This window comes from Mesorhizobium sp. M7A.F.Ca.US.005.03.1.1 (genome assembly GCF_003997975.1).
Taxonomy (GTDB): domain Bacteria; phylum Pseudomonadota; class Alphaproteobacteria; order Rhizobiales; family Rhizobiaceae; genus Mesorhizobium; species Mesorhizobium ciceri.
Map to the genome: position 1 here is coordinate 70661 of NZ_RZRO01000010.1, position 25467 is coordinate 96127.

Consider the following 25467-nt stretch of genomic DNA (forward strand, 5'->3'; position numbering starts at 1 on the left):
TTTGTCCGGCTTTCGTCGTGCTGCGGGCCTCACTATCGCGCCGCCGCGTCCTGTCAGCAACGCAAAGCTGGCGTGAGCAGACATAACGGAATTCGAATGCTTACAGCGAGGGGCCGAGGAGTTGGCCAACCCAGATCGCCCGCCCTACGAGGTCCTTGGCGATGTCCTCTATTGCTTGTCCGGCAAACCGCGCCAGCCGAGAGGCAGGTCGGTCTGCCGGATATGCAAGGATCAGGCGGCGCACCGGCACGGGATCGATCAGCGGCGCGGCGGTGAGCAGCCCCGCGGTTACATCGGCATGGATAGGAGCGAGCGGCAGGATCGTCCAGCCATGGCCGTTGCGCACTAGGTCCTTCAGCGCGGCGTAGGAATCCGCCTCGATGCCGACATCGAGCGTGATGCCGGCATCCGTGGCACAGCGTTCTACGATGATGCGCAGACCGTGCTTGATGCTGGGCAGCAGCAGGCGCTTGCCGGCAAGCGAGGCGAACGATACCGCGCGCACGGTTGAAAACCCCGCATCAGGCGGCCCAATCAGGAAGAGATTTTCCAGAAGCAACGGGCGCGAGCGCAACGAACGCGCCATGCGCGGGTCGTACAGCACGGCGACGTCCACCTCGCCTCGGTGCATCCAGTCGAGCAAATAGCCGGTGTAGGCGCTGACAAGCCTCAGCTTCGCCTTGGGATGGTTCTTGGCGAAGGCGGCAGCCAGCGGCAGCGAAATAATGTCCGCGACGGTGGGTGGCAGACCGATGGCCACTTCACCGGTGAGCGGCGCGTCGGCTGGCGTGGCCGTGGCACGGATCTCATCGATCTCTGCCATCACGCGCATGGCGTGCGTCAGCACCTGCTTGCCCTGCTCAGACAGCACCATGCCGCGGCCGTGGCGCACGAACAGGGCAAAGCCCAGTTCCTCCTCCAGCATGCGCACCTGCCGGCTGAGGGCAGGCTGCGCGATGTGTAGCCGATCGGCAGCCTTGCTCAGGCTCCCGAGTTCGGCGACGTGGATCAGCGTACGCAGTTGCGATAACTCCATAAGCTATCGAATATCATTATATCTGATCACAAGAAAGAGACGACGATTAGATCGGATAGCCGAGATAACCTGATGCCAATCCAAATCTCGGAGTTCCAACGTGACGGCGAGCGTAGAAGCAAAACATCCGGAAACAGCAACGCCTGGGGCCGCTCCGGCGGCGTCTGAAAAGCAGTGGCCAGATCAGGTCTATGATGTGCTCAAGGCTGCCGGCATCAGCCACATGTCTTATGTGCCCGATGCTGGACATACGACCCTGATCCGACGCTTCAGCGCGGATCCCGAGGTCGTCGCCAACGTGCTGACGACGGAAGAAGAGGGCATCGCCGTCGCCGCCGGCTCCTGGCTCGGCGGCAAGCGGAGCGTCGTGCTCATGCAATCGTCAGGGGTCGGCAACTGTATAAACATGCTGTCGCTTCCCGTGCAGGCACGCTTCCCCTTGCTCGTTCTGGTGACGATGAGAGGCGAATGGGCCGAGTTCAACCCCTGGCAGGTGCCGATGGGGCAGGCGACGGAAGCCTCGCTGAAATCGATCGGCCTCAAGGTGCTGCGCGCCGAGACTGGTCCAGACCTCGTGGAGACGGTGGCTCAGGCAGCCCTGATGGCTTTTGACGCCGATCAACAGATCGCGGTGCTGATCGGGCAGCGCCTGCTCGGCAAGAAGAAGTGGTGAATGAGATGAATTTACCGACAATGGACCGCCGGGTTGCGGTGAAGAAACTCCTTGACGCCCGCGACGGCGCATTGGTCGTGACCGGTCTCGGCTCGCCGACCTACGACGTGCACGCCGCCGGTGACCGCAACGACAACTACTATCTCTGGGGCGCCATGGGGGGTGCTGCACTGATCGGTCTCGGGCTTGCCCAGGCCCAGCCCGACAAGCGGGTCATGGTGATTACTGGTGATGGGGAACAGCTCATGGCGTTCGGCTCGCTGGCGACGATTTCGGTGGCGCGGCCCAGCAATCTCGACCTGATCGTGCTCGACAACCAGCATTTCGGCGAGACGGGCATGCAGTCGAGCCATACCGGTCGCGGCATCGGTTTCGACAAGGTCGCGGCCGCTTGCGGGTTTTCGAAAACCGCCGAGTTGCGCTCGCTGGAGGAGGTCGACACGCTGTGTGAAGAGCTGCGTCGCCCGGCCGAAGGTCCACGCCTTTTCGTGCTGAAAATCACCGCCGAGAACCTGCCGCGCTCGCTGCCACCGCGCGACGCGGTCGAGGTTAAGAACCGCTTTCGCGCTCATCTGGGCTTTGCCACTTGTTGAGGACCGATATGGCGCTGGTCAGTTTCCAGAACACGGTCGGCGGTCGGCTGCAATCGACAGCCGATACATTCGAGAGCCATGATCCGTTCACCGGCAGGCCCTGGGCGCTGATCCCGCGTGGGGGAGCAGCCCAGGTGGACGCTGCCGTGGCGTCCGCCAAGGCGGCATTCCGGTCGAAGGAATGGGCCGGCATCACCGCCACTGCGCGTGGCAAGCTGCTCGTGCGGATGGCCGACCTGATCGCCGACAACGCGGAGCGCATTGCCGCCATCGAGACGCGCGACAATGGCAAGCTGCTCACCGAAATGACGGCGCAGCTGCGCTATATCCCGGAATGGTTCCGCTATTTCGGCGGTCTTGCCGACAAGATCGAAGGGGCGGTGCTGCCGATCGACAAGGCTGGCATGTTCGCCTTCCCCCGCCACGAGCCGCTGGGTGTCATTGCAGCCATCGTGCCCTGGAATTCGCCGCTTTTGCTTCTGACCTGGAAGCTAGCGCCGCTGCTGGCGGCCGGCAACACCGTCGTCATCAAACCGTCCGAACACGCATCGGCCTCGACGCTGGAGTTCGTGAAACTGTTTGCGCACGCTGGGTTCCCGCCAGGCGTGGTCAACACCGTTACCGGCATGCCGCTCGATGTCGGCGTGCCGCTCGTTGCCCACCCCGACGTCGCCAAGATAGCCTTCACCGGCGGTGAGCCCGGCGGGATCGCAGTCTATCGAGCGGCTGCCGACCAGCTCAAGACCGTCACGCTGGAGCTTGGCGGCAAATCGGCCAACATCGTCTTTGACGACGCCGATATCGAGAGCGCGGTCAACGGCGCGATCTCAGGCATTTTCGCTGCCGGCGGCCAGACCTGCATCGCGGGTTCGCGCCTGCTGGTGCATCGCAAGATCCATGACCGGTTCGTGGAGGGCGTCATAACGCTGGCGGCCAGTGCTCGATTGGGCAATCCCGCTCTGGCCGAGACGCAGGTGGGGCCGATCACCACGCAAGCCCAGCGCGAGAAGGTGCTGTCCTATCTCGGCATAGCACGCCGCGAGGGCGCACTATGCGTGCTCGGTGGCGGCAAGCCTGCGTCCAGTGAACTGGCCGAGGGCTGGTTCGTCGAGCCGACCATCTTCACCGGCGTGAACAACACCATGCGGATCGCGCGTGAGGAGGTGTTCGGGCCGATCCTGTCCGTCATCCCCTTTGACGACGAGGACGAGGCCTTCGCCATTGCCAATGACAGCCCCTATGGGCTGGCGGCCGGGATATGGACCAGCGACATGGGCCGGGCGCTGCGCGGCGCGGCCGTGATGGAAGCGGGAATGGTCTGGATCAATTCATACCGCGCCGTCTCCTATATGGCGCCCTTCGGCGGCTACAAGAGGAGCGGTATCGGTCGCGAGAGCGGGCAGGAGGCCATCAATGCCTATCTGCAGACCAAGACGGTGTGGATAGATACGGCGGGCAAGACCGCCAATCCCTTCGTGATCCGATAGGGTAGGCTTCGGTGGGAGAATTATCCTTATCCGTGGCCAAGCTCGGCACACCGCTCACTGAGACGGGGGTCGACTTATAATGATCGAGGGATTGGACATGAGACAGGCAGGAAAGGTGGCTGTTGTCACAGGCGCGGCGCGCGGCATCGGACGCGCTTGCGCGGAACGGTTTCTGGCCGAGGGCGCGAAGCTCGTGCTTGGCGACATCGATGCGACGGAACTGAGAAAATGTGCCGTGAAAATCGGCACCCCCGACAGCGTCCTGGCGGTCGTTACGGATGTCAGCAAGAAGGAGCAGGTCGATGGGCTGGTTGCGGCGGCGGTGGCGAAGTTCGGCCGTGTGGACATCATGGTCAACAATGCCGGCATCGCTCCGGTCCAGGACTTTCTCGACATCACAGAGGCGGACTACGACAGGGTTCTCGCCGTCAATCTGAAGGGCGCGTTCTTGGGCACCCAGGCCGCAGCCCGCCAGATGATCGCGCAGGGTGGAGGCGGTGTCATCATCAACATGTCGTCGATCAATTCAGGCCTCGCCAATCCACGCGTCGCCACCTACGCGATCTCCAAGGGCGGCATGAACCAGGTCACCAGTACCGCGGCTGTTGCCTTCGCTCCCCACGGCATCCGCGTGGTCGGTGTCGGCCCGGGCACCATCGCCACGGACATGGTCATGGACGGGACATTCATCGATTCGGAAGAAATGCGACGGGCGGTTCTTTCGCGCACACCGCTCGGCCGCCTCGGCACGGCAGCCGAGATCGCCTCGGTCGTGGCGTTCCTGGCCAGCGACGACGCTTCCTACATCACCGGCGAGACGATCTACCCCGACGGGGGGCGCCGCGTTCTCAACTATACGGTCCCGATCAAGGAGTGAGAGAATATGGGTAACTTCGATAAGCTGCATCATCTCTGCATCGTCGTGCACGATATCGACAAGGCCCAGGCCTATTACGACTCCATCGGCATTGGGCCATGGGAATCCTATCCGCCGCTGGCGGAGTACGAAGAACTCGAGGTCCCAAGTCCGAAGGGTTTCCATGCCATGCAATACCGGATCTGCAACCTGCCGAACGTCCAGCTGCAACTCTGCCAGCCGAGCCATGATCCCTCACTGCAGCGCATCCATCTCGATACCAAGGGTGAAGGCGTATTCCATATCGGCTTTGAGGTCCGCGATGCGGATGCAGCCGAAGCCAAGGCGAAAACCGACGGGCTTTCCGTGCTGATGCGCGGGCGCCGGGAAAACCGCACCGGCTTCACCTACTACGACACAGCCGAAAAGGCAGGCGTGATCCTGCTGACGCGGGCGACCAATCTGCCTGGCAAATGATTCCACCAACGCAAAGGATTGGGGAGGTCGATGAGGCCCAGGAACGACGGGGCCGTCAGCTTCCCCGCAATTCCTGAAGCCGGTCGACCAGGAATTTGCCGCTGGTGATGATATGCATTTCCAACAGGCCGACGGCGCGCAGCGTATCCTTGGCTTCGCACAGGTCGATGAGTTGCCAGTGGTCGCGGTCGGACTGGGCCTGGATCTCGGTTAGCGTCACCATCATGCGTGTGTAGCGTTCCAGCTGCTGGTAGATGCGCCCCACCAGTTCGATCGTCGCCTTGCGGCCGGACGGCTGGTAGAGCGCGGCGTGGAAATTCCAGTTGAGCTGGTTCGAGTACTCGCCGGTCTTGCCCTGCTCCTGATGCTGTTTTGCGCGCTCGCGGGCCAGCGCGAGGTCGGCCTCCGTCATCCTTGGAATGGCCAGGGCCAATAGCCATGTTTCGATCCGGGCCCGCAATTCGTAGAGCTCGAGGATCTCGTCCAGGGAAATGGAGGTGACGACGGCGCCCTTGTGGGAAACCAGCGTGACGAAGCCTTCCGAATGAAGCTGATGCAGCGCCTCTCGCACCGGAATTCGGCTGACGCCGAACTCGGTGGCCAGATGTTCCTGCCGCAGCTGGAAGTTGGCCTCGTATTCGCCGATCAGGATCTTCTGCCTGATGGCATCGGCGACCTGGGTCGAGATGGTTTTCTTCTGTACGAGCATGAATCAGCCTAGGGCGGCCGCCTTGTTTGTCGACTGGCGCCGTTTTGATTGAAGAAGTGGACGCATAGCACCGTTGTCACTGCGATGCCATGTCGCCCGTTTCGCTTCAGTAGACATGTTCCTCGATAGGCTTATTGCTGGCGATCCGTTCGTAGCGGAAGGCCGAAAGGTCGATGGAGCGGTACTCGCCGTAGGCAATGAGGTCGCTGACGCCCGACCCGGTCGCCGCCGCATGCATCATGCCGTGGCCGCTGAAGCCGGTGGCCAGGATGAAGTTCGAGACCTCAGGATGCCGGCCGATGATGCCGCTGTGGTCGAAGGTGTTGTACTCGTAGAGTCCCGCCCAGGCGCGCAGCATGCGCAATTGCTCGAAGCCGGGCACACGATGGGCCAGCGCCGGCCAGATCAACTCGTCGAACAGGTCGTAGTCCACATCCAGTCCAAAATCGTCCGGCTCGTTCTCGCGCACCGGCGGAACACCGCACAGGAAGAGCTGACCTTCCGGCCGCAGCCAGAGGCCGCTTGTGTCGAAGATGAAGGGGCAGTTTTCGATCCTTGCCGGCGTTTCGAAGACGAAGACGCAGCGCTTGCTCGGGACGACCGGCAGTTCGGCGCCGGCCATCCTGGCAATGCCCGCGCTCCATGGCCCGGCCGCGTTGATCACCGTGCCGGCGGCAAGCCGGTCGCCATTGTCCAGCAGCACTTCACCCACCTTGCCGGAAGATGCCATGGTCAGTCCGGTCACTGTCGCGGCAAGATAGTCCACGCCCTGTGTGCGCGCCTTGCGACGGAATGCTTGCATCAGGCCAGGACCGTCGAACCAGCCTTCGCTGCCAAGGCCAAGCGAGCCAAGCGCGAGATCGTCCGTGTTGAGCCACGGGAAGCGTTGCGCCAGATCGACCTGCTCGATCAGTTCGGCGTCGACGCCCATGCTGCGCTGAACGCGGTTCTTGGCACGCTGCGCGTCGGCCCGCTCGGGCGTCGCCAGCACCAGATAACCGGGCTCATGCAGGCCGATGTCGGCCAACTCGTCGCCAATTGCTAGCCGCGTCTTCACCTGGCGCAGGAAGTCGATGCTGAACTTCGACATCGCGATGTTGGGCGCCGTGCCGAACTGCTGGCGGATGGCGCTGGTCGACAAGGAAGACGAGGAGGCCGTGTAGTAGGGGTCCCGCTCGATCACCGCGATCCTGCCGTCGAAATCCGGGTTGGTTGACAGGAAGTAGGCGATCGAGCTGCCGACAACGCCTCCGCCAACGATCACCACATCATAGTTTGTGCCCATTCCAATCGTGTTCCCTATTTCGAATATCATCCGTGGCGACCAAGGATTGGATACTTTCCTCTATCGACCCACCTCCAGGATGAGACATACCCCGGTCTTCGACGCAGAAAAAGGGGTTTGACGCGAAAGTCAGAATACATTATCCAATCTGTAGCAAATATCTTACATGCCGAGGATTGTTCCGTGGGCCTCATCGCTCCCCGTCTCGACGTCATCAAGCCAAGTCCGAGCATGGCGGTCACCGCGCGGGCAATCGAAATGCGCTCGGCCGGCATCGACGTTATCAGCCTGAGCGCCGGCGAGCCGGATTTTCCCACGCCTCCGCACATCGTCGAGGCGGCCTACGAGGCGATGCTCAGGGGGGAGACGCGCTATACGGCGGTCGACGGCACCACCGCGCTGAAGAAGGCGGTGGCCGAAAAATTCAGGCGCGAGAACAGCCTCGACTACAAGCCTTCGCAAATAAGCGTCGCGGGGGGCGCCAAGCAGATCATCTACAACGCCCTGCTGGCAACGCTGGCCCCGGGTGACGAGGTGGTTGTCCCAGCGCCCTATTGGGTTTCCTACACCGATATCGTCCTGCTCGGCGAAGGTAAGCCCGTGGTCGTTCCCTGCACGGAGGCGCAGGGCTTCAAATTGACGCCGCAAGCCCTGCGAGCCGCGATCACCGGGCGCACCAAGTGGCTTCTGCTCAACACGCCATCCAACCCGACAGGCGCCGTCTACAGCCGCGACGAACTCGCTGGCCTCGCCGAAGTACTGCTCGACCAGCGCCACGTCCACGTGCTGACCGATGACATCTACGAGCATATCCTGTTCGATGGACGTACCTTCCATACCATCGCCGGCGTCGAGCCGCGGCTGAAGGACCGTACGCTCACAGTGAACGGGGTATCGAAGGCCTATGCCATGACCGGCTGGCGGATCGGCTATGCCGGCGGGCCGGAAGCGCTGATCCGCGCCATGGCGACCGTGCAGAGCCAAAGCACGTCGAACCCGTCATCCATCTCGCAGGCCGCGACCATTGCCGCTCTGGAAGGTCCCCAGGACTTTCTTCGCCCTCGGGCGCTCGAATTCCAGGCTCGGCGCGACCGCGCTCTGGAACTGCTGCGCAAGATTCCCGGCCTCACCTGCCAGACGCCCGAGGGCGCCTTCTATCTCTATCCCAACTGCTCGGGCCTGATCGGCCGTCGCCGCCCCGACGGCACTCCCATCGGCAGCGACGACGACTTCTCGCTCTACCTACTCGATCAGGCGCGAGTCGCGGTGGTGCAGGGCTCTGCCTACGGCCTGTCGCCGCATTTCCGCATTTCCATAGCCACGTCGATGGACCTGATCGAAAAAGCGATCGGACGCATCGCCGAGGCTGTCGAAGCGCTGCGGTAGGGCCGGCGATGGATCTCGAGCTCGTCCAGAAGCTGATCGAATTTGTCTCGCGTTCGCCCATTGCCGAACTGGAGATCGAGCGCGACGGCGTTCGCGTCCGCATGTCCAGGCCTACGGCGTCGGCGCAATCCGCGTCGCAGGTGCAGCCTGGGCCTGACGTAACGGTCCGTTCCCCAGATCAGACGTCGACATCTCTGCCCATCGCACGCCATTCGATCCGCGCGCCGCTGACGGGCGTGTTCTACCGCTCCGGCACCGAAGGCGAACCGCCGCTGGTTGCCGTTGGCGATGTGGTCGCGGAGGGGCAGAAAATCGGTGTCCTCGAAGCCATGAAGACGTTCAATGTCGTGGAATCCGATCGCGCTGGGCGGATCGTCCAGATCGCGTTCGACGACCATGCAGCGGTGCAGTCCGGCGACGTGCTGTTCGTGCTGGAAGATGAGGGCTGAGGGCGATGTTCGATACCGTCCTGATCGCCAACCGCGGTGAAATCGCGCTGCGCATCCTGCGCGCCTGCCGCGATCTCGGATTGAAAACGGTGGCGGCGCACTCGGAGGCCGATGCAAGCCTTCGCCATGTCGCACTGGCGGACAAGGCGATCTGCATCGGACCGGCTGCCGCGACGGAGAGCTATCTCAACATCGCCGAGATCATCGCGGCCGCGCAACTCACCGGCGCGGGCGCGATCCATCCTGGCTATGGTTTCCTTTCGGAGAACGCCGCCTTCGCCGAGGCTGTCGAAAACGCCGGCCTCATCTTCGTCGGGCCATCCGCGACGGCGATCCGTACCATGGGAGACAAGGTCTCCGCCAAGCGCACCATGATAGCCGCCGGCGTTCCCTGCGTTGCGGGCTCGGAGGGCGCGCTGCCGCAGGATGAGCAAGAGGTGCGCGCCATTGCAGAGGCAATCGGCTATCCGGTCATCGTCAAGGCAGCGGGTGGCGGGGGCGGGCGCGGCATGCGTATCGCTCGCGATGAGCAGGCTCTGATGGAAGCCGTTTCCATGGCGGTGAAAGAGGCGGACCGGGCCTTCGGTAACCCGCAAGTCTATCTGGAAAAATTCCTCGAGCAGCCGCGCCATATCGAGATCCAGATTCTGGCGGACAAGCACGGTAGGGCTGTCTGGCTCGGCGAGCGGGATTGCTCCATGCAGCGCCGCCACCAGAAGATCATCGAGGAGGCGCCGGCGCCCGGCATCGCCCGCGAGGCGATTGGCGAAATCGGCGACCTCTGTGCCCGCGCATGCCTGACCATCGGCTATACAGGCGCTGGCACGTTCGAATTCCTCTACGAGGACGGGCGCTTCTCTTTCATCGAGATGAACACCCGCGTGCAGGTGGAGCATCCCGTCACCGAGCTCGTCACCGGTATCGATATCGTGCGCGAACAGATCCGCATCGCCCGGGGCGAGCCGCTGTCGTTCAGCCAGGAAGACATCCGCATTCAGGGCCACGCCGTGGAATGCCGCATCAACGCTGAAGATCCCTACAGCTTTCGGCCGCATCCGGGCCGGGTCGAGCGCTGGACGCCGCCCGGCGGTCCCGGTATCCGCGTCGAATCGCATCTCTACTCCGGCTACACCGTGCCGCCGCACTACGATTCGCTGGTGGCGAAGCTCCTGGCGCATGGCGCGACGCGGGCCGAGGCTATCCGGCGCATGCGCGGGGCGCTGGGCGAGATGGAGGCAGTCGGCATCGCCACCAATGCGCCGCTGCACGGTATCCTGATGGAGGAGCCCGGCTTCGCCGCCGGAGGCTTCGACATCCATCATCTCGAACATCTCATTGAAGGCGGTCTGCTCCAGGGACGAGGCTGCGATGACGATTGAGGAGATCGAAAGGCTGACCGCCTGGTGCGCAAGCGCCGGCATAGGCGAGATCGAAGTGTCGGAGGCCGGCTTTTCGCTGCGGCTGCATATGCAGGCCGTTGTTGGCGAAACACCTGCGGCTGCGGCCGAAGCGCCGGTGCCCGAAACGGTCTTCAAGGGCGTGCGTGCGCCCGGAGTCGGCGTGCTCCGTATTGATCATCCAACGACCGGCCACCCTGTTGCCGGACCTGGCCAGACGGTCCGCAAGGGCGAGACGGTCGGCGTGCTGCAGGTCGGCCCATGCCTGAAGGCCGTGCTCGCGCCGGCAGACGGCGTGCTCGGCGCGGCACTGATCAAGGACGGAGCGGTCGTCGGTTACGGCACGCCGCTCTACGAACTGGTGTGAAGGCAAAGGCTATGGTTCGAACCACTGAGGAAAGCGCCGTGCCGGCCGAAGGATTGCAGGTCGATATCAATTCCGACATGGGGGAGGGTTTTGGAGCCTACAGGCTCGGCGACGATGCGGCTATCCTCGACATCGTCAGCTCCGCCAATGTGGCCTGCGGCTTTCATGCCGGTGACCCCGAGATCATGGCGGCCACGTTCTCGATGGCGCGCGACAAGGGCGTCGCCGTTGGCGCGCATCCGAGCTTCGCCGATCTGTGGGGGTTCGGACGCCGCGTAATCCCGCATTCCATGGATGAGATCGAAAGGCTGGTCGCCTACCAGATCGGCGCGGCACAGGCGCTCTCCGCCTATGCCGGCCACCCGATCCGCTACGTCAAAGCGCATGGCGCGCTGGGCAATCTTACCCAGACCGATCGTGGCGTCGCCGAAGCGGTGACGCGCGCGGTCAAGGCCGTCGATCCCGGCCTGATCTGCCTGGCCATTGCGCTCGGCTTCCAGGACAGGATCGCGCGTGACGCTGGCCTGGCGGTCAGGTCCGAAATCTTCGCCGACCGCGCCTATACGGAGGAAGGGTTTCTTGTATCGCGCAAGCTGGAGGGCGCCGTCATCCACGATGCCGAGAAGGCTGCTGAACGGGTCGTGCGGATGGTCAAGCAAGGCGCGATCGAGACGCTTTCCGGCCAGATGCTGCAGACGCCGATCGATTCAATCTGTGTCCACAGTGACACGCCAGCGGCCGTCGCCATCGCCGCGTGCGTCAGGAAACGACTGGAGGCGAGCGGCGTCAGGGTCAGAGCGTTCGCGGCCTGAGCGCGGCCGAACGGGTTACGCGGCCGCGCCGAGGGCACGGCCGCGTCCGTTTCAGAACCAGACGTCGCTGAGGCGATGGCCGCGTGGATAAGGGTCTGTCGGGTCGAGGCCATATTGGCCAATACTGGTGATCCAGGCCTGTCCAGCGATGGTGACCACGACCGCGTCGCGGTCGCCGACGTGCGCATTGGCGATCACGCGGGAATCGAAATGGGTCCCGATGATCGACCTGTTGCGGAACAGCTCGCCTTTGGCGATCTGGCCCTTTGCCGACATCACCGCCAGTCGCCCGGTGGTGCCGGTGCCTGTCGGCGAGCGGTCGAGCCTGCCATGCAGGCATACCGTGCCGTTGATGCTTTCCACGCGCCCGTCGACGCGCTCGATGGGACCTTCGAAAATCACGTTGGACACATCGCGGATCTTCGGGTTCTCCGGATGCACGACAACGAGCTGCTCGTTGACGGCTTTCTTGATGCGTTGGCCGATCAGCGACATCTGGTGTGCCTCGTCGGGTTTGACAGCGAACCCTAGTGCGCGCGCATTGACATGGGCGAAAGTCATGCCGCCATAGGAGGTGTCGACGGTGATCGTGCCAAGTCCCTCGACTTCGACTGGCGTGTCGAGGTGGACTGCGAAAGCCGGCACATTGGTGAACTCCACCTGCTTCACCTTGCCATTCTCGCAGAGGCAGCGCACCTCGATCATGCCTGCGGGTGCCTCCATGCGCAGCCGCGTCTCGGGTTCCTTCATAGGCACCATGCCCGTCTCCAGCGCCACGGTGGCGACGCAGATGGTGTTGGAGCCCGACATGGGCGGGTATTCAGTGCTTTCGAGGATCACATAGCCGAGGTCGGCCGAGCGATCGCAAGGCGGCAGGATGATGTTGGCGTTGACGTAGGGCGCGCCGCGCGGCTCGAAGAGAACGAGCCCGCGTATGTCATCCATATGCTCTTGCAGATACTCCTTCTTTTCGAACATGGTCTTGCCGGGCACGTCCATGATGCCGCCGGTGATCACGTTGCCGACTTCGCCCTCGGCATGGCAGCCGACGACCGTGAACGTTCTTGACCAGCGCATTTTTCTCCATTCCCCTTTATGATCATAGCTTCACTTCATACGCCGCCGAGTCCTCTCTCGAGAAAACGGTCGAGCTGTTCGATCTCCTGGGCTGAGAGGCTGATGCCGCCACTCTCCGATGCTGCTCGGGCAATGAACCGCCGCTGTGAGGGCAGCCGTGCACCCTGGCCAAGGATCGCCTCGAACAGGGCATCGGCACGGTCCAACGGATTGCCGGGGCGGCTCGAGGAAAAAGCTTGTGGCGAGAAAGCGATGATCAATTCTCCGTGGGACGGATAAAGCGTCGTGGTGCCGAGCAGATGGAGCGCCTCGGGGCTGGTCAGATCGCCGATCATGATCCCGGCGAGCAACTCGATCATCGTCGCGATGGCGGAACCCTTGTGCCCGCCGAAGGGAAGCATAGCGCCCGACAGGGCAGCTTCGGGGTCGGTCGTTGGCCTGCCGTCCGAATCCATGGCCCAGCCTTCCGGCAGCGACTTGCCTGCCCGGCGGTGGAGCTCGATCTCACCTCGCGCGGCAACCGAGGTCGCGAAGTCGAAAACATAGGGCGGCTGTTCTTCGCGCGGCCAGCCAAAGGCAAAAGGATTGGTACCCAGCAACGGTCCGTTGCCGCCGGTCGGGGCGACCGTGGCGTAGCTCGGACACATGGCCAGGCCGGCAAGGCCTGCCTGCGACAAGGCTTCGACTTCCACCCAAAGGGCGGAAAAATGGACGGCATCGTTGATCGCAAGCGCGGCAATGCCGCACGAACGTGCCCGCTCGACCAGCACCGGCAGACCCAGTTCGAAGGCCGGGTTGGCGAAGCCGCCCTTCGCATCCACTTTGATGATGGCGGGAGCATCTTGCGGCAACAATTCGGGCTCCGCGTTCGGGTTTACCTTACCCGCCCTGATCGTCCGCAGGGCGCCTTCAATGCGGTAGACACCATGTGACTTGCAAGCATCGCGTTCCGCCGCAACGATGACCCTTGTGATGGCGCTGGCCTGGATGGGGTTCAGTCCAGCCTTGCGGAAAATTGCATCGACGCGCTCATGCAGGGCATCGATGGTGATCGTGGTGTTGGTCATTTCTGGCCTTCGGGTTTGGCTGCGTGCAAACGCTGGCTTTAAAAATCCAGACCACCGGCAAAGGCTCTTAAATCCTGTGCAAGCAAAGCGGGCTGCTCGAGGGCCGCGAAATGACCACCGCGCGGCATCGCTGTCCACTGGCGGATGTCCTTGAAGACGCGCCCGACCCAGCTCCTCGGCGGCATCGGCATCTCTTTTGGAAACAACGCCACCGCAAGTGGAACGTGGATCGCGGTGCCCGACGCGAATGCAAGCGGGCGGGCGCGCGTTTCCCAATAGAGGCGCATCGACGAAGCGACCGTCCGGGTGAACCAGTAAAGCGAGATGTTGGCGAGCATGTCGTCGCGCGAAAAAGCAGCATTGCCCAGATCGCCACCGCAATCACTCCAGTCGCGGAACTTTTCGATCATCCAGGCTGCCAGTCCGACCGGTGAATCCGTCAGCCCGTAGGCAAGCGTTTGCGGGCGCGTCGCTTGAATATGAGCATAGGCGCCATGAATATCCGCCCATCCGGCTTTCCGTTCCAGGAAGGCGCGTTCTTCCGGCGTCAAGTCACCATCCGGGCTTGCATCGTGAGGCGGTGAGAATGAGCCAGGGATGAAATTCAGATGCACGCCGGCGAGACTGTCTGGATGTGCGTGCGCCAGACAGATCGACACGCTGGCGCCCAGATCGCCACCTTGCGCGAGATATCGCTTGTAGCCGAGACGGCTCATCAATTCAGCCCAAAGGTCGGCAACGGCAAACAGGTTGAGACCAGGCCTAGTCGGCCGGCTCGAAAAACCATAGCCGGGAATCGACGGAACCACGACGTTGAAGGCATCCTCCTGTCTTCCGCCATGCGAAAGCGGGTCGGTCAGAAGCGGGATCAGCTCATGAAATTCGAAGACGCTGCCTGGCCAGCCATGGGTGAGTATGACCGTTCTGCCGGTCGCAACAGCGGCGCGTGCATGGATGAAATGGATGGTTTGGCCGCCAATATCCGTCTGGTAGTGCGGATGGATGTTCCAGGCGGCTTCCTGCTTGCGCCAGTCGAAGCCGGTGCACCAGTGCTGCATAAGCCGCCGCAGTTCCTCGTGCTCCGTTCCTTGCGCCCAGCCTATTGCCTGCAACTGATCCGGCTCGCGCCAGTTCGAGATGCGCTTCCTCAAATCGTCGATTTCGGACTGGGCAATCTCGATGGTGAAGGGACGAATTTTCATGGAGCCCTCTGCTCGCCGACCATGAGGTTCCGGGCGGCGATAAAGTCGCGGCGTCGCTGCCAGTTCGTGCGAAGCGCTTCCGTCGACGCTTCGATCGAGACCGCTGAGAAACGCAGACGCGCGCCGACAGGCGCTTGTGCGAGCCGCCACAGGTCGGCTTCGATCACCGTAGCGATCTTCGGATAGCCGCCGCAAGTGTTGGCATCGGCAAGTTGGATGATTGGCTGGCCGGACGGTGGCACCTGGACAGTGCCGGGTACGATGCCGTGCGACAGCAATTCCATCGGTGACACGAGCGAGAGCGTCTCTCCGGAAAGGCGATATCCCATCCGGTTGGCGTCGTTGGTGATGCTCCATTCGCTTCCGGTGAAGGCTGCCTGGGACTCAGGGGTGAAGGCGTCGAACTCGGCGGCCGGCAGAACTCGCAACTCGAATGCCGAGGCAAAGCCGTCCACCGCGCCGCGTCGCTCTTCCAGCGCTGCGCCGATGCCGCCTGCGGGAAGCCGGCATTGCGCCGGGTTGAGCGCAAGCCGGTCACCGCGCGACAGGCCGCGCCCGCCGAGCCCGCCGAAGCCACCCTTCGCATCCGTCGCGCGCGACCCCATGACGAGGGGTAGATCGAGCCCCCCGGCAACGGCGATATAGGAACGCGCACCGGTGCGCGGTGCTTCGAGGACAAGCGTCTCACCGGCGCGGATCGCCATGGCCCACCAGGGCGGGCAGGGCCGATTACCGACGCTGACGGCGCAATCCGCGCCGGTGACAGCGACCGCGGTGTCGACATGCGTGCGCAGCCGGAACGGATGAAGCGCGACCTCGATCCCGGCAGCCGAGGGATCATTGCCCAGCATGAGATTGGCGATTGCAAGCGCTTGCCTGTCCATGGCGCCGCCATGGCTGACCCCCAGCGCAAGATGGCCAGGCCGGCCGAGATCCTGGATTGTGTTCGGCAGACCGGTGGTGAGGATCTCGATCATGCCTCAATCCCCGCGATCGTGAATCGGATCGTGTCTCCCGGCCAGAGCAGCACGGGCAATTCCGCTTCGGCGTTGAACAGCTTCACGTCGGTATGGCCGATCATGTGCCATCCGGACGGCGCAGTCATCGGCATGACGCCCGCCTGCGCACCGCCGATCATGACGGCGCCCTCAGTCACCTTCAGGCGAGGCGTGCTGCGCCTTGCCCAGGCAAGCCGTGGGTCGAGACCGGACAGATAGGGAAAGCCCGGCATGGCGCCGATGGCGGCGACGGTGTAGGCGGCTGCCGCGTGGCGCCTGACGGTCTCGTCGACAGACAGGCCGCAATGCGCGGCCCAGCCGGCGAGGTCCTCGCCGCGCGAGCCGCCATAGCTGACAGGAATAGTATGATGCGTGCCGGTCACCGCATGGGCATCGGTGCTGGTCCAGAGCGACATCAACTGATCGCCGACACTGTGGGCGTCCGTGGCGAGCGGGTCAAACACCACCAGCAGGTTGTTCATGCCGGGAACGGTCTCGCGCACCCCTTCGAGGCTCAGCGCAGCATTCGCTACCGCCCAGACCAGCTCCTGGGTGGCATCATCGAAAGCCCCCTGCGCCCCGTCGAGCAGCAGCGCGGCCGATCCCGCAAGACTGATGTGGGGCGTACCGACAACCATTGGCGGTCAGTCCTTCACCGGCATCGTATAATTCAGGATCAGGCGGCCGCCATCCGGATAGATGGTCTGGCCGACAATGTAGGAGGCGTCGTCGCTGGCCAGGAAGGATGCGACGCTGGCGATCTCCGAAGGTTCGCCACAGCGGCCGCTCGGCGTGCGCGACAGTATGGTCTGGCGCTGCGCTTCGCTGGCCATGACCGAGCTCTTGACCATGTCGGTCAGGATGGTGCCGGGGCCGATGGCGTTGACGCGAATGTTATGCGGAATCAATCCGACGGCCATCACCGCCGTCAACTGCTTGATGCCACCCTTGGACACGGCATAGGCGACGGAATTGGGAATGGCCAGGATGGCGTTGATCGACGACATGTTGATGATCGAGCCGCCGCGTCCCTGCGCGATCATGGCCCTTGCCGCGGCCTGCCCGAGAAGGAAGGGCGCCTTGAGATTGACGCGCTGAACCAGGTCGAAGGCTTCCTCGGGGAAGTCAACGAAATCGTCCAGATGGATGATGCCGGCATTGTTGATGAGGACGTCGACACCGCCGAATCGCTCCGTGGCCTTGGCAACAACATCGGCTGCCATCTCCTGGGTGCATTCGGAGAGATCCGCCGATAGCCAGGCGGCACGCTCGCCAAGACGTTCGGCATGCTCGCGTCCGCGATCGGCCTGCACGTCGACAAGCACCACCTTGGCGCCATCGGCATGAAAGCGCTCAGCGCAGGCAAGGCCCAGGCCTTGTGCCGCCCCGGTGACGATCACGACTTTTCCTGCGTGCTTCACAACTGAATCCCTTTTCACAATCATGACATCTATGGATATGTTATCCAATCTATCTTGAACTTTGACGCCATTGCAAGTCCGAATGGCAGGAGCGGTTGGGGCATTCTGACCAGACTTACGCCATTTATAAGTCGATTTGGCTTTTTTCTGCCGACAATCGCAAGGTCGGTTGACTCGACCGAATTAAGTATGATTGGATACTATATTCATAATAAGTGCCGACGAGGAGGAGTGCAGGCGATGGCGGATGGATCACAGGAAAGCGAACTGATCGACGCGTTCCGCGCTCTTGCGACGCCGTTGATCAGCGACAATCTCGCTCGCGTTCCCGGCGCTGTCGGGTTGCGGCCGTTTCATCGGGTGAGTGGCGTCATGGCGGGGAGAGCGCTGACGGTCAGGACTCGTCCCGGGGACAACCAGTTCATCCATCGTGCGCTCGATCTGTTGCAGCCAGGCGACGTCATTGTCGTCGACGGCGGTGGCTATGAGGGGCGCGCGCTGGTCGGCGAGATCATGACAAGTGTCGCGGCTTCGCGCGGCGCCGCGGGCATCGTCATCGACGGCGCCATTCGCGATGCAGGTGCCATCGGCCGCAATCCGTTCCCATGCTTCGCGCGGTCGGCCATCCATCTCGGACCTTACAAGGATGGTCCGGGAGCCATAAATGTTCCGGTCTGCATAGGCGGCATGGTCGTCGGTCCAGGCGACATCGTCGTCGGCGACGAAGATGGCGTCGTGGCATTTCCAATGGACGGTGCCGCGGCCTTGCTGGCCGCCGTCCGGGCGCAGGAAGCCCGCGAGGCCGAGATCATGCAGAGCATCCAGGAGAACCGCTATCAGGGAGCCTATGCCCGTGCTTCCAGCGGCAGTCACTGATCGGCGGATCAGGAGCCTGCCGGTGAGAAATCGCATGGCAGGCTGGCGATCTTGCTCAACAAAACCGCTCCGCAACTAACCGAGGGGCGAAACAATGCATTTCGGGCACGCCGCCTGGATGCGCCAACAGGGGAAATGGAGAGAATTAATGGTTGTTTCCTTCAAGAGGCTTGCCAAGAGGCTGGCTTGTGCGACCGCCCTTGCCGGGCTGGCTATGACCACGATGGCCGCGGCTGCCGATATAAAGATCGGCATCGTGGCTCCCATGACTGGCCAACTGGCCAGTGAAGGGCAGGATATGGAGAACGCCGTGAAGATGGCGATCGACGCCGTCAACGCCAAAGGTGGCGTCAACGGCGACAAGATCATCACCACGACCGCTGACGACGCCTGCGATCCGCAGCAGGCGGTGACCGCAGGCAGCAAGCTTGTCTCGGAAGGCGTGACCGCCATCGTTGGCGGCTACTGTTCGGGTGCCGTCTTGCCGACATTGAAGATCTACGGCGACGCCGGCATTCCGTTCGTCATCATCGGAGCGAACTCGACCAAGCTGGTCGCCGCCAATCAGGGTAATGCCTTCCTCGCCAATTCGACCGGCGACATGCAGGCGACTACAGCGGTGGAGCTCTTCAAGAAGAACGGCTACAAGAAGATCGCGGTCGTCGACGAAGGCGATGCCTATTCATCCGACCTGGCCAAGCTGACCGCCGAAGCCTTCAAGGGCGCAGGCGGCGAAATTGCCGCCAAGGAGACCACCACGGCCGGCGAGCAGGACTATTCGGCGGTCGTCACCAAGATCAAATCAAGCGGCGCCGACGCCGTCTTCTGGACCGCCTACCATGCCGGCGGCGCACTGCTCACCAAGCAGCTTCGGCAGGCCGGTTTCCAGGGCGGCATCGTGCTGGGCGACGGCAACAATTCGCCGGAGTATCTGGAAATCGCCGGGTCGGCCGGTGAGGGCGTGTATCTGTTGTCTCCGCCGACCGTCGACCTCTTGTCCGGCGCCGCCGACTTCAAAGCCAAGTACAAGGAAACCTATGGTCGTGACGCCGGTGCCTATGCAGCTCTTTCGTATGATGTGGGCGACCTAATCGCCGATGCCATCACGCGGGCCAAGTCGGCGGATCAAAAGGCGATCATCGAGGCCCTCAAGGCGAGCGACTTCAAAGGCCTTGCCGGCGAAATCAAGTTCACCGACAAGAACACCCTCCAGACCTCGAACTTCCGCCCGGTGATCGCCAAAGGCGGCAAGTGGGTGGCTGTCGAATAAAGGCTAACCGGATTGATGCCGGGGCGGCCCTTGTGGCGGCCTCGGCGTCATCGCCGATTGTCTGGCGCGCCAACGCTGCGCCCAGACAAGACTTTTTCAATTCTGCCCCAGGAGCATCAATGACGCTCGACCTGCTTATTCAGCAACTGGTGAACGGTCTTATCGTCGGCTCGTTCTATGCCCTGATCGCGCTCGGCTACAGCATGGTCTTCGGCGTCATCAAGCTCCTGAATTTCGCCCATGGCGACATCTACATGAACGGCGCCTTCGTCGGCCTCATTGTGTTTTCCTTCGTTGGCATCTGGGTCGGCAATGGCTGGCTGGGCGTGGTCTGCGCCCTGCTTGTGTCGATGCTGGTCGTCGGCTTGCTCGGCGTCGTCATCGAACGCTTCGCCTATCGGCCGATGCGCAATGCGCCGCGCCTCTCCATCCTCATCACGGCGCTCGGCGCCTCAATGGTGTTGAACGGCACGGCACTCGCCCTGACAGGCGGGCGTCATTACGCCTTCAACACGGATCTCGGTTTTGCCGGTGTCGACATTTCCACCGTTCATATCACCTACACGCAGATGGTGCTGGTGGCCGCCTCCATCGCTCTTATGACCGGGATGCAGGCCTTTGTCTCACGCACCATGTACGGCAAGGCGATGCGCGCCGTGTCCATCGACATGGGGGCGAGCCGCCTGATGGGCATCGATGTCGACCGGGTGATCGCACTGACCTTCTTCATGGGTTCGGCGCTCGCCGCCGGCGGCGGGGTCATGGCCGGCGCGTACTATGGCAGTGTCCATTTCTTCATGGGCTTCATCATGGGGCTCAAGGCCTTCACCGCCGCTGTCATAGGCGGGATCGGCAGCGTGCCGGGTGCCATGCTGGGCGGCTTACTGCTCGGCCTGCTCGAGGCTTTCGGTTCTTCCTTGCCCTTCGTCGGATCGGAGTGGCGTGACGTCTTCGTTTTCGGCACCCTGATCCTGTTCCTTGTGTTCAAGCCGACCGGCCTTCTTGGCCGCTCTGTCGTGGAGCGGGTATGATGATCGACGAAGTGAGAAGCATGCCGGCCGCCGGGCAACCGCAATTGATGCGCTGGTCCGTCGTGCTGCCCGGCCTGGCGGCACTCGCCGTCGCGCTGGTGTTGCCGCAGTTCGCCAACGCCTACGTGACGGAGGTGGCGACCACGGCGCTGCTCTATGTCGTGCTGTGCCTCGGCCTCAACATAGTCGTTGGCTATGCGGGCCTGCTCGATCTCGGCTACGCCGCCTTCTTTGCGGTTGGCGCCTACACATCAGGCATCCTGACCGCAGAATTCGGCTTCAATTTCTGGCTCACCATCCCGATCGCCATGGCGGCAGCCTGCGTAGCAGGTATCATCATCGGTGCTCCGACCTTGAGGCTGCGCAGCGACTATCTGGCGATCGTGACGCTGGGCTTCGGCGAGATCGTGCGCATCATCGCCCGCAACCTCGACATCACCGGTGGCGCGAGTGGCCTCATCGGTATCGAGCGGCCGGGGATCTTCGGCTTCAAGCTGATGCAGGTGCAGCACTTCTATTATGCGTTCCTGGTGCTGGCGCTGCTCACCGCCTTCGTCTGCCTGAGCGTCGAGCGGTCACGAATGGGACGAGCCTGGTTCTACGTTCGCTATGATGAGGACGCCGCTGCCGGCATCGGCATCAACCGTGTCACGGCCAAGCTGCAGGCATATATGATGGGCGCGGTGATAGCTTCCGTGGCCGGGTGCCTCTACGCCGCCAAGATGACGGCCATCTCGCCGGAGAGTTTCACCTTCAATCAATCGCTTCTCATCCTGCTTGGCGTCGTCCTTGGTGGCATGGGCCGCATTCCTGGCGTCGTCCTGGGTGCCGTTCTCGTGGCCCTGCTTCCGGAGGTGCTGCGCGGGGCGGGCACTTATCGTCCCCTGGTGACTGCGGTTGCGTTGCTGGCAATCATGCTGTTCAGGCCGAACGGGCTCTGGCCGGACAAGCGGGTTTGACCATGGCGTTGCTCGAAGTCCGCGATCTGCGCCTCAGTTTTGGGGGACTGAAGGTCCTTCACGACATTTCGTTCTCGGTTGAGAAAGGTGCCATCAACAGTCTCATCGGGCCGAATGGCGCCGGCAAGACGTCGCTCTTCAATTGCCTGACCGGCTTCTACAAGCCGAAGGACGGTTCGATCAGCCTGGGCGGCCGGCCAATTACCGGTTTGCCGCCGCATCGCATCACCGCGCTCGGGCTCGCCCGCACGTTTCAGAACATCCGACTGTTCAAGGAGATGAGCGTTCTAGAAAACGCCATGTCCGGCCAGCATTGCCGGAGCCGTCATGGCATCGTGTCGGCCATCCTGCACTTGCCGTCGCAGCGGCGCGAGGAAGAGGTGATCCGCGCGGTTGGCATGCGCTGGCTCGATTTCGTCGGCATTGCTGAGCATGCGCATCGATATGCCGGCGGCCTTTCCTACGGCGATCAACGGCGGCTCGAACTCGCAAGGGCGTTGGCGTCGACACCTGAGCTTATCCTGCTGGACGAGCCCGCTGCCGGCCTGAACGAGCGCGAGAAGCTGGACCTCGTACATCTGATCCGCCGCATTCGCGATGAAACCGGCGTCACCGTCCTGCTGATCGAACACGATATGGGGCTGGTTATGCAAGTGTCGGAAAAGATCGTCGTGTTCGACTACGGTCAGAAGATCGCCGATGGTGCGCCGGAGGCCGTCCGCGCGGACCCCAGGGTCATCGAAGCCTATCTCGGCACGGAGGATTAATGGACCCCGAGATCGTTCTTAGCGCGGACCGTATCGTTGCCCGCTATGGCGCCATCGAAGCGCTTCATGGCGTCAGCCTTTCGGTCAAACGCGGCCAGATCGTCGCCCTGCTTGGCGCGAACGGCGCCGGCAAAAGCACGGTGCTGCGCACGCTGTCCGGCCTGATTGCGGCGTCCTCTGGAAATGTCCGCTTCCTGGGCGAGGACATAACCAAGGTCCCGGCCCATCGCCTGCCGCATCGCGGGCTCGTCCACGTCCCGGAGGGAAGGCGCATTTTCGGCGACATGACGATCAAAGAGAATCTTGACCTCGGCTCGTTTACGCTTGCCGACGACGCTGAGCGAAAGCGGCGGCTGGATCACGTTTTTGAACTCTTTCCCATCCTGGCGCGCAGAAAGAATGGCGATGCAAGGAACCTCTCTGGAGGAGAGCAGCAGATGCTCGCAATCGGCAGAGCCCTCATGGCCGCGCCCAAGGTGCTCCTGCTCGACGAACCATCCATGGGTCTGGCGCCGCAACTGATCAAGGAAGTCATGAAAATCGTGCAGCGCCTCAATCGCGAAGGGGTGACCATTCTGCTCGTCGAGCAGAACAGCAAAGTCGCCTTGAAGTTCGCGGACTACGGCTATGTGCTCAAAGCCGGGCGCATCGTTCTTGATGGCCCTGGGAGCGATCTGGCGAGCAATGAAGCGGTCATCAGCGCCTACTTAGGTGGCGCGGCTGCGTAGCTGGCAAAGCAGCCAACGCAAAGGATAGCAAAAGATATCGGCAGCGGAAGGCCGCTCGGTTTGAACGGCAGGCCCTTGAGCAGGCCTACTTCAGCGTGCCATCGAAGGATGGACATGCCTGCGAAGCGCCCGTCGGAGCTCGTGCGCTAAACCCCATCGGCCAGAAGCGAGAGGCGAACTCGACTTGGCAGAACATATGCAGGCTGAACTACGATCCACTATGTGGAAAGAATAGCGAGTGGGGCGCAGACGGTCGGCTGGTGAATGTCTGGTAGGCGCCTAATGTCGGTCATTGCGGACTGCTATGCGGGTTCCTCTAAGCAGGCGTCGCCGACGCTTCGATGCCAAGTGCGCTTCCGCTTGGCATCAACATAATCGTCGAACCGCGGGATTTAAGGCGTAGCGTGACTTCGCACCGGGAATTGCCGTCTAATTCGCTAATCGAGCTTCGCGATCAGCTTTGCCAGCGCCTGTGCAAACTTGCCGCCCGGATCGCTCGGCGTGTCCCTTGTCGTCGACACGAAATGATAGACATACATCACCTCGTCCTTGTCGGGTCGAGAAAGGTGAGGTGGATCGCGACGGCATAAGCGGGGCCGCCGCCTTCGATATAGTCATCGCCTACGATCAGGAAATCGCCAAAACCGTCCATGTCTTCCTCCTCGAACGTGAGGTGGAGATCAGAGAACAATTCGACTGGCGGATGATCGGCGTTGCGCCGGCGTTCGAACCCGTCACGCAGGAGGATGCGGGTTTTGCTGCCCTTCAGGTGCTTGCGGTACAGCTTGTGGCAGTGTTTTTCGAAGAAGACGTGCCGCGTCTCCGCGAGGTCGTCGCCGAGCGCGTCGGCCAGTGCCTTGGCTTCGGTGAAACCGGCATGGATGAATACTGGCTGATGCGCTTGGTGCTTGAGGTGACAGGCGACCGCGTCATCGACATCCATGTCGTTGGTGAGCAGGATGCCTGAGCTGATGCCGTCCTTTTTGAGAAATCCATTCCCGAGCAGCGTCGAGATGCTCACGCCGTCCTCGGCATGATCGCCATGCGCCGGATTGATGATCACGATCGCCTCGCCGCCGGCGTCGCAGATCGCCGTAAGGGTCCGCTCCAACCCTTTGAGCGCTTCGCGCACAGGCTCTATGATTGGCACGAACCCCGATTCCGCCATCAGCATTGCGGTTTCGCGAATGGCGATCAGTTCGAACTGCTTGCCGCGGAAATATGGGTGATACATGCGTTAGGCCCAGGCCGTGGACGCGTCGAGCGGCGTCGCAATCGCTTGCACGATGCGGCCATGGTCTGCGCGGCGGACCGGTATCGACAGGGCAGCGGCGTGGAGCGAGCGCGGTAGCTGGTCGACGAGGCTGGCCAAAGGCGCGAGGTCACGTGTGCGCTTTAACGTCCGCACCATTTCGCCATGAAGTGCCACAGGGTCGAGATGCGAGAACAGCTCCCGCATCGCGGCGTGGCGCTGTGTATTCGGGACGACCGGGACGGCTATGCCGAGCGCCTTCAGGACTGCCGCGGCTTCCGCCGAGCGAAGCGATTCGAACACCGTAACTGGGCAGATACGCTCGGGGCAGTCTACTGCGTCGCGCACCGTCGCGATGCGGTAGCGGTGGGACAAGCAAAGTATGCCGACGTCCTCGGGAAGGACCAACTGGACGCCATCGACATAGCGTTCGCCGACTACGACGTTCACCGATGCAAACACGCGTTTGTAATTTTCGACTTGGTTGATCAGGCGCCCGAGGGAATCCCGTTCGGATTTGATCTCGTAGGCGGTCGACGTTCCGTTGAGGATGACAAGATCCGCCTTGCAAGATCCGGCGCGAAACTCGTTGAGCATCGAGGCTGTGCGCAACGAATGTTTGCCCATCAGTATCTTATGGGTCAGCGCCGCCCGGTAGACGTATTCATCGCGCAGTCCAGCGATTCCGAGAATCGAGAACGCAGCGTCGAACGCGTCCCCGACCGTCGCATCGGCGGCGCAACGTCCAGCGACGCGGGTCTGATCGATCAGACGCCGAAACAACGCAGAGCGGCCCTTCCGTGCGAATTCCTGGAATACGGCCGAAGAAAAGAGGCGCGTCAGCGCTGAAAGTTCTGAGATACCGATGGTCACATTTTTCCCCGACGCCCAGACTAAGACTGTGGCTGGTCAGCTTAGCTTAGTCCCGCGGCAAGGGGAATCGCATAATGTTCAACGGCCACCCAGCCTTAGGATTGCGCCAAACCGGTCCTCGGATCGCTTGATAGAGTTGCATAAAGGCTGCCGTCGCCGATTTCGGCGTCAAAAAGCGCACTGTTCGGACACTCGGCGTCCGCTTTGGCATCGGTTCGCCGAAAAGCCGCCAGTCCGCTGTCGGCCCCATATCGGTCATTGCATAACCGGCACAATTCGCCCTACTGGGTCGCTGCTGGTTAGAGGACGCGGCCACCAATGGCGTCACATTGATCGCCCCCTCAGGTCGAAAACGCTCCCATGGCTCGGTCTGCTCACCATGGGCTCGGCTTCGCCTGGAAAGCGAACGGCCTTGGAAC

At 62.5% G+C, this 25467-nt stretch carries 27 protein-coding genes; 16 read left to right on the forward strand and 11 right to left on the reverse strand.

All coding sequences use genetic code 11. The features are described 5' to 3' along the window. Nucleotides 1-100: 100 nt before the first annotated feature. Nucleotides 101-1036 (reverse strand): LysR substrate-binding domain-containing protein, encoded by a 936-nt coding sequence (locus EN990_RS07235; RefSeq protein ID WP_013893951.1) that lies wholly within the window; start codon nucleotides 1034-1036, stop codon nucleotides 101-103. A 100-nt stretch (nucleotides 1037-1136) separates the two neighbouring features. On the opposite strand from EN990_RS07235, the gene EN990_RS07240 reads away from it, so the two are divergent. From EN990_RS07240 to EN990_RS07260, 5 genes are all read left to right on the forward strand, one after another. Then, entirely contained in the window at nucleotides 1137-1709 is a 573-nt protein-coding gene (locus EN990_RS07240; RefSeq protein ID WP_013893952.1) for a thiamine pyrophosphate-binding protein, read from the forward strand. A gap of 5 nt (nucleotides 1710-1714) precedes the next feature. Continuing rightward, on the forward strand, nucleotides 1715-2302 hold the full coding sequence (locus tag EN990_RS07245; RefSeq protein WP_127368250.1) for a thiamine pyrophosphate-dependent enzyme: 588 nt from the start codon (nucleotides 1715-1717) through the stop codon (nucleotides 2300-2302). Between the two features lie 8 nt (nucleotides 2303-2310). Beyond that, a complete protein-coding gene (locus tag EN990_RS07250) occupies nucleotides 2311-3789 on the forward strand; it encodes an aldehyde dehydrogenase (RefSeq protein ID WP_127388265.1) in 1479 nt (492 codons plus the stop codon). A 97-nt stretch (nucleotides 3790-3886) separates the two neighbouring features. After that, nucleotides 3887-4666 carry an SDR family oxidoreductase gene (locus tag EN990_RS07255; protein ID WP_127368252.1) on the forward strand — a complete coding sequence of 260 codons (780 nt, stop codon included), beginning with the start codon at nucleotides 3887-3889 and terminating at the stop codon, nucleotides 4664-4666. 6 nt (nucleotides 4667-4672) lie between these two features. After that, nucleotides 4673-5122, forward strand: a complete 450-nt coding sequence (locus EN990_RS07260; protein WP_013893956.1) for a VOC family protein — start codon at nucleotides 4673-4675, stop codon at nucleotides 5120-5122. A 55-nt stretch (nucleotides 5123-5177) separates the two neighbouring features. On the opposite strand, the gene EN990_RS07265 is transcribed toward EN990_RS07260, so the two are convergent. Both EN990_RS07265 and EN990_RS07270 read right to left on the reverse strand, forming a co-directional pair. After that, complete coding sequence (locus EN990_RS07265) at nucleotides 5178-5831, reverse strand: GntR family transcriptional regulator (RefSeq protein WP_013525162.1); 654 nt, start codon at nucleotides 5829-5831, stop codon at nucleotides 5178-5180. 106 nt (nucleotides 5832-5937) lie between these two features. Further along, nucleotides 5938-7116, reverse strand: coding sequence for an FAD-binding oxidoreductase (locus EN990_RS07270; protein WP_127368253.1), 1179 nt, complete (start codon nucleotides 7114-7116; stop codon nucleotides 5938-5940). A gap of 183 nt (nucleotides 7117-7299) precedes the next feature. Here EN990_RS07270 and EN990_RS07275 point away from each other — a divergent pair, with 183 nt between their 5' ends. The 5 genes from EN990_RS07275 to EN990_RS07295 are packed head-to-tail and all read left to right on the forward strand — an operon-like array spanning nucleotide 7300 to nucleotide 11527. After that, complete coding sequence (locus EN990_RS07275; RefSeq protein WP_127368254.1) at nucleotides 7300-8502, forward strand: pyridoxal phosphate-dependent aminotransferase; 1203 nt, start codon at nucleotides 7300-7302, stop codon at nucleotides 8500-8502. Between the two features lie 8 nt (nucleotides 8503-8510). Beyond that, on the forward strand, nucleotides 8511-8951 hold the full coding sequence (locus EN990_RS07280; RefSeq protein WP_127384515.1) for an acetyl-CoA carboxylase biotin carboxyl carrier protein subunit: 441 nt from the start codon (nucleotides 8511-8513) through the stop codon (nucleotides 8949-8951). A gap of 5 nt (nucleotides 8952-8956) precedes the next feature. After that, nucleotides 8957-10330: an acetyl-CoA carboxylase biotin carboxylase subunit gene (gene accC / locus EN990_RS07285; protein ID WP_127368256.1), complete on the forward strand. Its 1374-nt coding sequence runs from the start codon at nucleotides 8957-8959 to the stop codon at nucleotides 10328-10330. Continuing rightward, nucleotides 10320-10715, forward strand: a complete 396-nt coding sequence (locus EN990_RS07290) for a biotin attachment protein (RefSeq protein WP_127368257.1) — start codon at nucleotides 10320-10322, stop codon at nucleotides 10713-10715. The genes accC and EN990_RS07290 overlap by 11 nt, the downstream gene beginning before the upstream one ends. Before the next feature lie 11 nt (nucleotides 10716-10726). Beyond that, complete coding sequence (locus EN990_RS07295; protein ID WP_164753414.1) at nucleotides 10727-11527, forward strand: 5-oxoprolinase subunit PxpA; 801 nt, start codon at nucleotides 10727-10729, stop codon at nucleotides 11525-11527. A gap of 51 nt (nucleotides 11528-11578) precedes the next feature. On the opposite strand, the gene EN990_RS07300 is transcribed toward EN990_RS07295, so the two are convergent. From EN990_RS07300 to EN990_RS07325, 6 genes are read right to left on the reverse strand one after another with little or no spacing between them, the layout of a single operon-like run. Then, nucleotides 11579-12604, reverse strand: a complete 1026-nt coding sequence (locus tag EN990_RS07300; protein ID WP_127368258.1) for a proline racemase family protein — start codon at nucleotides 12602-12604, stop codon at nucleotides 11579-11581. A 35-nt stretch (nucleotides 12605-12639) separates the two neighbouring features. Next, nucleotides 12640-13671, reverse strand: coding sequence for an Ldh family oxidoreductase (locus tag EN990_RS07305; RefSeq protein WP_127384514.1), 1032 nt, complete (start codon nucleotides 13669-13671; stop codon nucleotides 12640-12642). Between the two features lie 38 nt (nucleotides 13672-13709). Further along, nucleotides 13710-14873: an epoxide hydrolase family protein gene (locus tag EN990_RS07310; RefSeq protein ID WP_127368800.1), complete on the reverse strand. Its 1164-nt coding sequence runs from the start codon at nucleotides 14871-14873 to the stop codon at nucleotides 13710-13712. Next, nucleotides 14870-15850 carry a biotin-dependent carboxyltransferase family protein gene (locus tag EN990_RS07315; protein WP_127368799.1) on the reverse strand — a complete coding sequence of 327 codons (981 nt, stop codon included), beginning with the start codon at nucleotides 15848-15850 and terminating at the stop codon, nucleotides 14870-14872. The genes EN990_RS07310 and EN990_RS07315 overlap by 4 nt, the downstream gene beginning before the upstream one ends. Next, a complete protein-coding gene (gene pxpB / locus EN990_RS07320) occupies nucleotides 15847-16509 on the reverse strand; it encodes a 5-oxoprolinase subunit PxpB (RefSeq protein ID WP_127368798.1) in 663 nt (220 codons plus the stop codon). Before pxpB ends, EN990_RS07315 begins: the two co-directional genes overlap by 4 nt. Before the next feature lie 6 nt (nucleotides 16510-16515). After that, nucleotides 16516-17292, reverse strand: a complete 777-nt coding sequence (locus EN990_RS07325) for an SDR family oxidoreductase (RefSeq protein WP_041164662.1) — start codon at nucleotides 17290-17292, stop codon at nucleotides 16516-16518. A gap of 240 nt (nucleotides 17293-17532) precedes the next feature. Here EN990_RS07325 and EN990_RS07330 point away from each other — a divergent pair, with 240 nt between their 5' ends. The 6 genes from EN990_RS07330 to EN990_RS07355 all read left to right on the forward strand — a co-directional run bounded on the left by EN990_RS07330 (nucleotide 17533) and on the right by EN990_RS07355 (nucleotide 22923). Next, nucleotides 17533-18168, forward strand: coding sequence for an RraA family protein (locus EN990_RS07330; RefSeq protein WP_013525175.1), 636 nt, complete (start codon nucleotides 17533-17535; stop codon nucleotides 18166-18168). Between the two features lie 148 nt (nucleotides 18169-18316). Then, complete coding sequence (locus EN990_RS07335; RefSeq protein WP_245460946.1) at nucleotides 18317-19438, forward strand: branched-chain amino acid ABC transporter substrate-binding protein; 1122 nt, start codon at nucleotides 18317-18319, stop codon at nucleotides 19436-19438. A 119-nt stretch (nucleotides 19439-19557) separates the two neighbouring features. Further along, complete coding sequence (locus EN990_RS07340) at nucleotides 19558-20469, forward strand: branched-chain amino acid ABC transporter permease (protein ID WP_127368795.1); 912 nt, start codon at nucleotides 19558-19560, stop codon at nucleotides 20467-20469. Then, nucleotides 20466-21428, forward strand: coding sequence for a branched-chain amino acid ABC transporter permease (locus EN990_RS07345; RefSeq protein WP_127368794.1), 963 nt, complete (start codon nucleotides 20466-20468; stop codon nucleotides 21426-21428). Before EN990_RS07340 ends, EN990_RS07345 begins: the two co-directional genes overlap by 4 nt. Before the next feature lie 2 nt (nucleotides 21429-21430). Further along, a complete protein-coding gene (locus EN990_RS07350; RefSeq protein ID WP_127384512.1) occupies nucleotides 21431-22195 on the forward strand; it encodes an ABC transporter ATP-binding protein in 765 nt (254 codons plus the stop codon). Further along, the gene (locus tag EN990_RS07355) at nucleotides 22195-22923 is read left to right on the forward strand and encodes an ABC transporter ATP-binding protein (RefSeq protein ID WP_127369586.1); all 729 of its coding nucleotides are present in this window, start codon (nucleotides 22195-22197) and stop codon (nucleotides 22921-22923) included. Before EN990_RS07350 ends, EN990_RS07355 begins: the two co-directional genes overlap by 1 nt. Before the next feature lie 538 nt (nucleotides 22924-23461). Here the strand turns inward: EN990_RS07355 and EN990_RS07360 are convergent. Both EN990_RS07360 and EN990_RS07365 read right to left on the reverse strand, forming a co-directional pair. Next, on the reverse strand, nucleotides 23462-24157 hold the full coding sequence (locus tag EN990_RS07360) for a sce7725 family protein (protein ID WP_245461041.1): 696 nt from the start codon (nucleotides 24155-24157) through the stop codon (nucleotides 23462-23464). Between the two features lie 3 nt (nucleotides 24158-24160). Further along, nucleotides 24161-25048, reverse strand: a complete 888-nt coding sequence (locus EN990_RS07365; RefSeq protein ID WP_206519234.1) for a sce7726 family protein — start codon at nucleotides 25046-25048, stop codon at nucleotides 24161-24163. Nucleotides 25049-25467 lie beyond the last annotated feature (419 nt).

What these genes read in the sequence shown, in the direction of transcription:
- EN990_RS07235 (WP_013893951.1), bottom strand. Translation starts at nt 1,036, where the DNA reads ATGGAGTTATCGCAACTGCGTACGCTGATCCACGTCGCCGAACTCGGG.
- EN990_RS07340 (WP_127368795.1), top strand. Translation starts at nt 19,558, where the DNA reads ATGACGCTCGACCTGCTTATTCAGCAACTGGTGAACGGTCTTATCGTC.
- EN990_RS07355 (WP_127369586.1), top strand. Translation starts at nt 22,195, where the DNA reads ATGGACCCCGAGATCGTTCTTAGCGCGGACCGTATCGTTGCCCGCTAT.
- EN990_RS07250 (WP_127388265.1), top strand. Translation starts at nt 2,311, where the DNA reads ATGGCGCTGGTCAGTTTCCAGAACACGGTCGGCGGTCGGCTGCAATCG.
- EN990_RS07260 (WP_013893956.1), top strand. Translation starts at nt 4,673, where the DNA reads ATGGGTAACTTCGATAAGCTGCATCATCTCTGCATCGTCGTGCACGAT.
- EN990_RS07265 (WP_013525162.1), bottom strand. Translation starts at nt 5,831, where the DNA reads ATGCTCGTACAGAAGAAAACCATCTCGACCCAGGTCGCCGATGCCATC.
- EN990_RS07255 (WP_127368252.1), top strand. Translation starts at nt 3,887, where the DNA reads ATGAGACAGGCAGGAAAGGTGGCTGTTGTCACAGGCGCGGCGCGCGGC.
- EN990_RS07270 (WP_127368253.1), bottom strand. Translation starts at nt 7,116, where the DNA reads ATGGGCACAAACTATGATGTGGTGATCGTTGGCGGAGGCGTTGTCGGC.
- EN990_RS07280 (WP_127384515.1), top strand. Translation starts at nt 8,511, where the DNA reads ATGGATCTCGAGCTCGTCCAGAAGCTGATCGAATTTGTCTCGCGTTCG.
- EN990_RS07315 (WP_127368799.1), bottom strand. Translation starts at nt 15,850, where the DNA reads ATGATCGAGATCCTCACCACCGGTCTGCCGAACACAATCCAGGATCTC.
- EN990_RS07310 (WP_127368800.1), bottom strand. Translation starts at nt 14,873, where the DNA reads ATGAAAATTCGTCCCTTCACCATCGAGATTGCCCAGTCCGAAATCGAC.
- EN990_RS07295 (WP_164753414.1), top strand. Translation starts at nt 10,727, where the DNA reads ATGGTTCGAACCACTGAGGAAAGCGCCGTGCCGGCCGAAGGATTGCAG.
- EN990_RS07245 (WP_127368250.1), top strand. Translation starts at nt 1,715, where the DNA reads ATGAATTTACCGACAATGGACCGCCGGGTTGCGGTGAAGAAACTCCTT.
- EN990_RS07350 (WP_127384512.1), top strand. Translation starts at nt 21,431, where the DNA reads ATGGCGTTGCTCGAAGTCCGCGATCTGCGCCTCAGTTTTGGGGGACTG.
- EN990_RS07300 (WP_127368258.1), bottom strand. Translation starts at nt 12,604, where the DNA reads ATGCGCTGGTCAAGAACGTTCACGGTCGTCGGCTGCCATGCCGAGGGC.
- EN990_RS07330 (WP_013525175.1), top strand. Translation starts at nt 17,533, where the DNA reads ATGGCGGATGGATCACAGGAAAGCGAACTGATCGACGCGTTCCGCGCT.
- accC (WP_127368256.1), top strand. Translation starts at nt 8,957, where the DNA reads ATGTTCGATACCGTCCTGATCGCCAACCGCGGTGAAATCGCGCTGCGC.
- EN990_RS07345 (WP_127368794.1), top strand. Translation starts at nt 20,466, where the DNA reads ATGATGATCGACGAAGTGAGAAGCATGCCGGCCGCCGGGCAACCGCAA.
- EN990_RS07290 (WP_127368257.1), top strand. Translation starts at nt 10,320, where the DNA reads ATGACGATTGAGGAGATCGAAAGGCTGACCGCCTGGTGCGCAAGCGCC.
- pxpB (WP_127368798.1), bottom strand. Translation starts at nt 16,509, where the DNA reads ATGGTTGTCGGTACGCCCCACATCAGTCTTGCGGGATCGGCCGCGCTG.
- EN990_RS07360 (WP_245461041.1), bottom strand. Translation starts at nt 24,157, where the DNA reads ATGTATCACCCATATTTCCGCGGCAAGCAGTTCGAACTGATCGCCATT.
- EN990_RS07305 (WP_127384514.1), bottom strand. Translation starts at nt 13,671, where the DNA reads ATGACCAACACCACGATCACCATCGATGCCCTGCATGAGCGCGTCGAT.
- EN990_RS07335 (WP_245460946.1), top strand. Translation starts at nt 18,317, where the DNA reads ATGGTTGTTTCCTTCAAGAGGCTTGCCAAGAGGCTGGCTTGTGCGACC.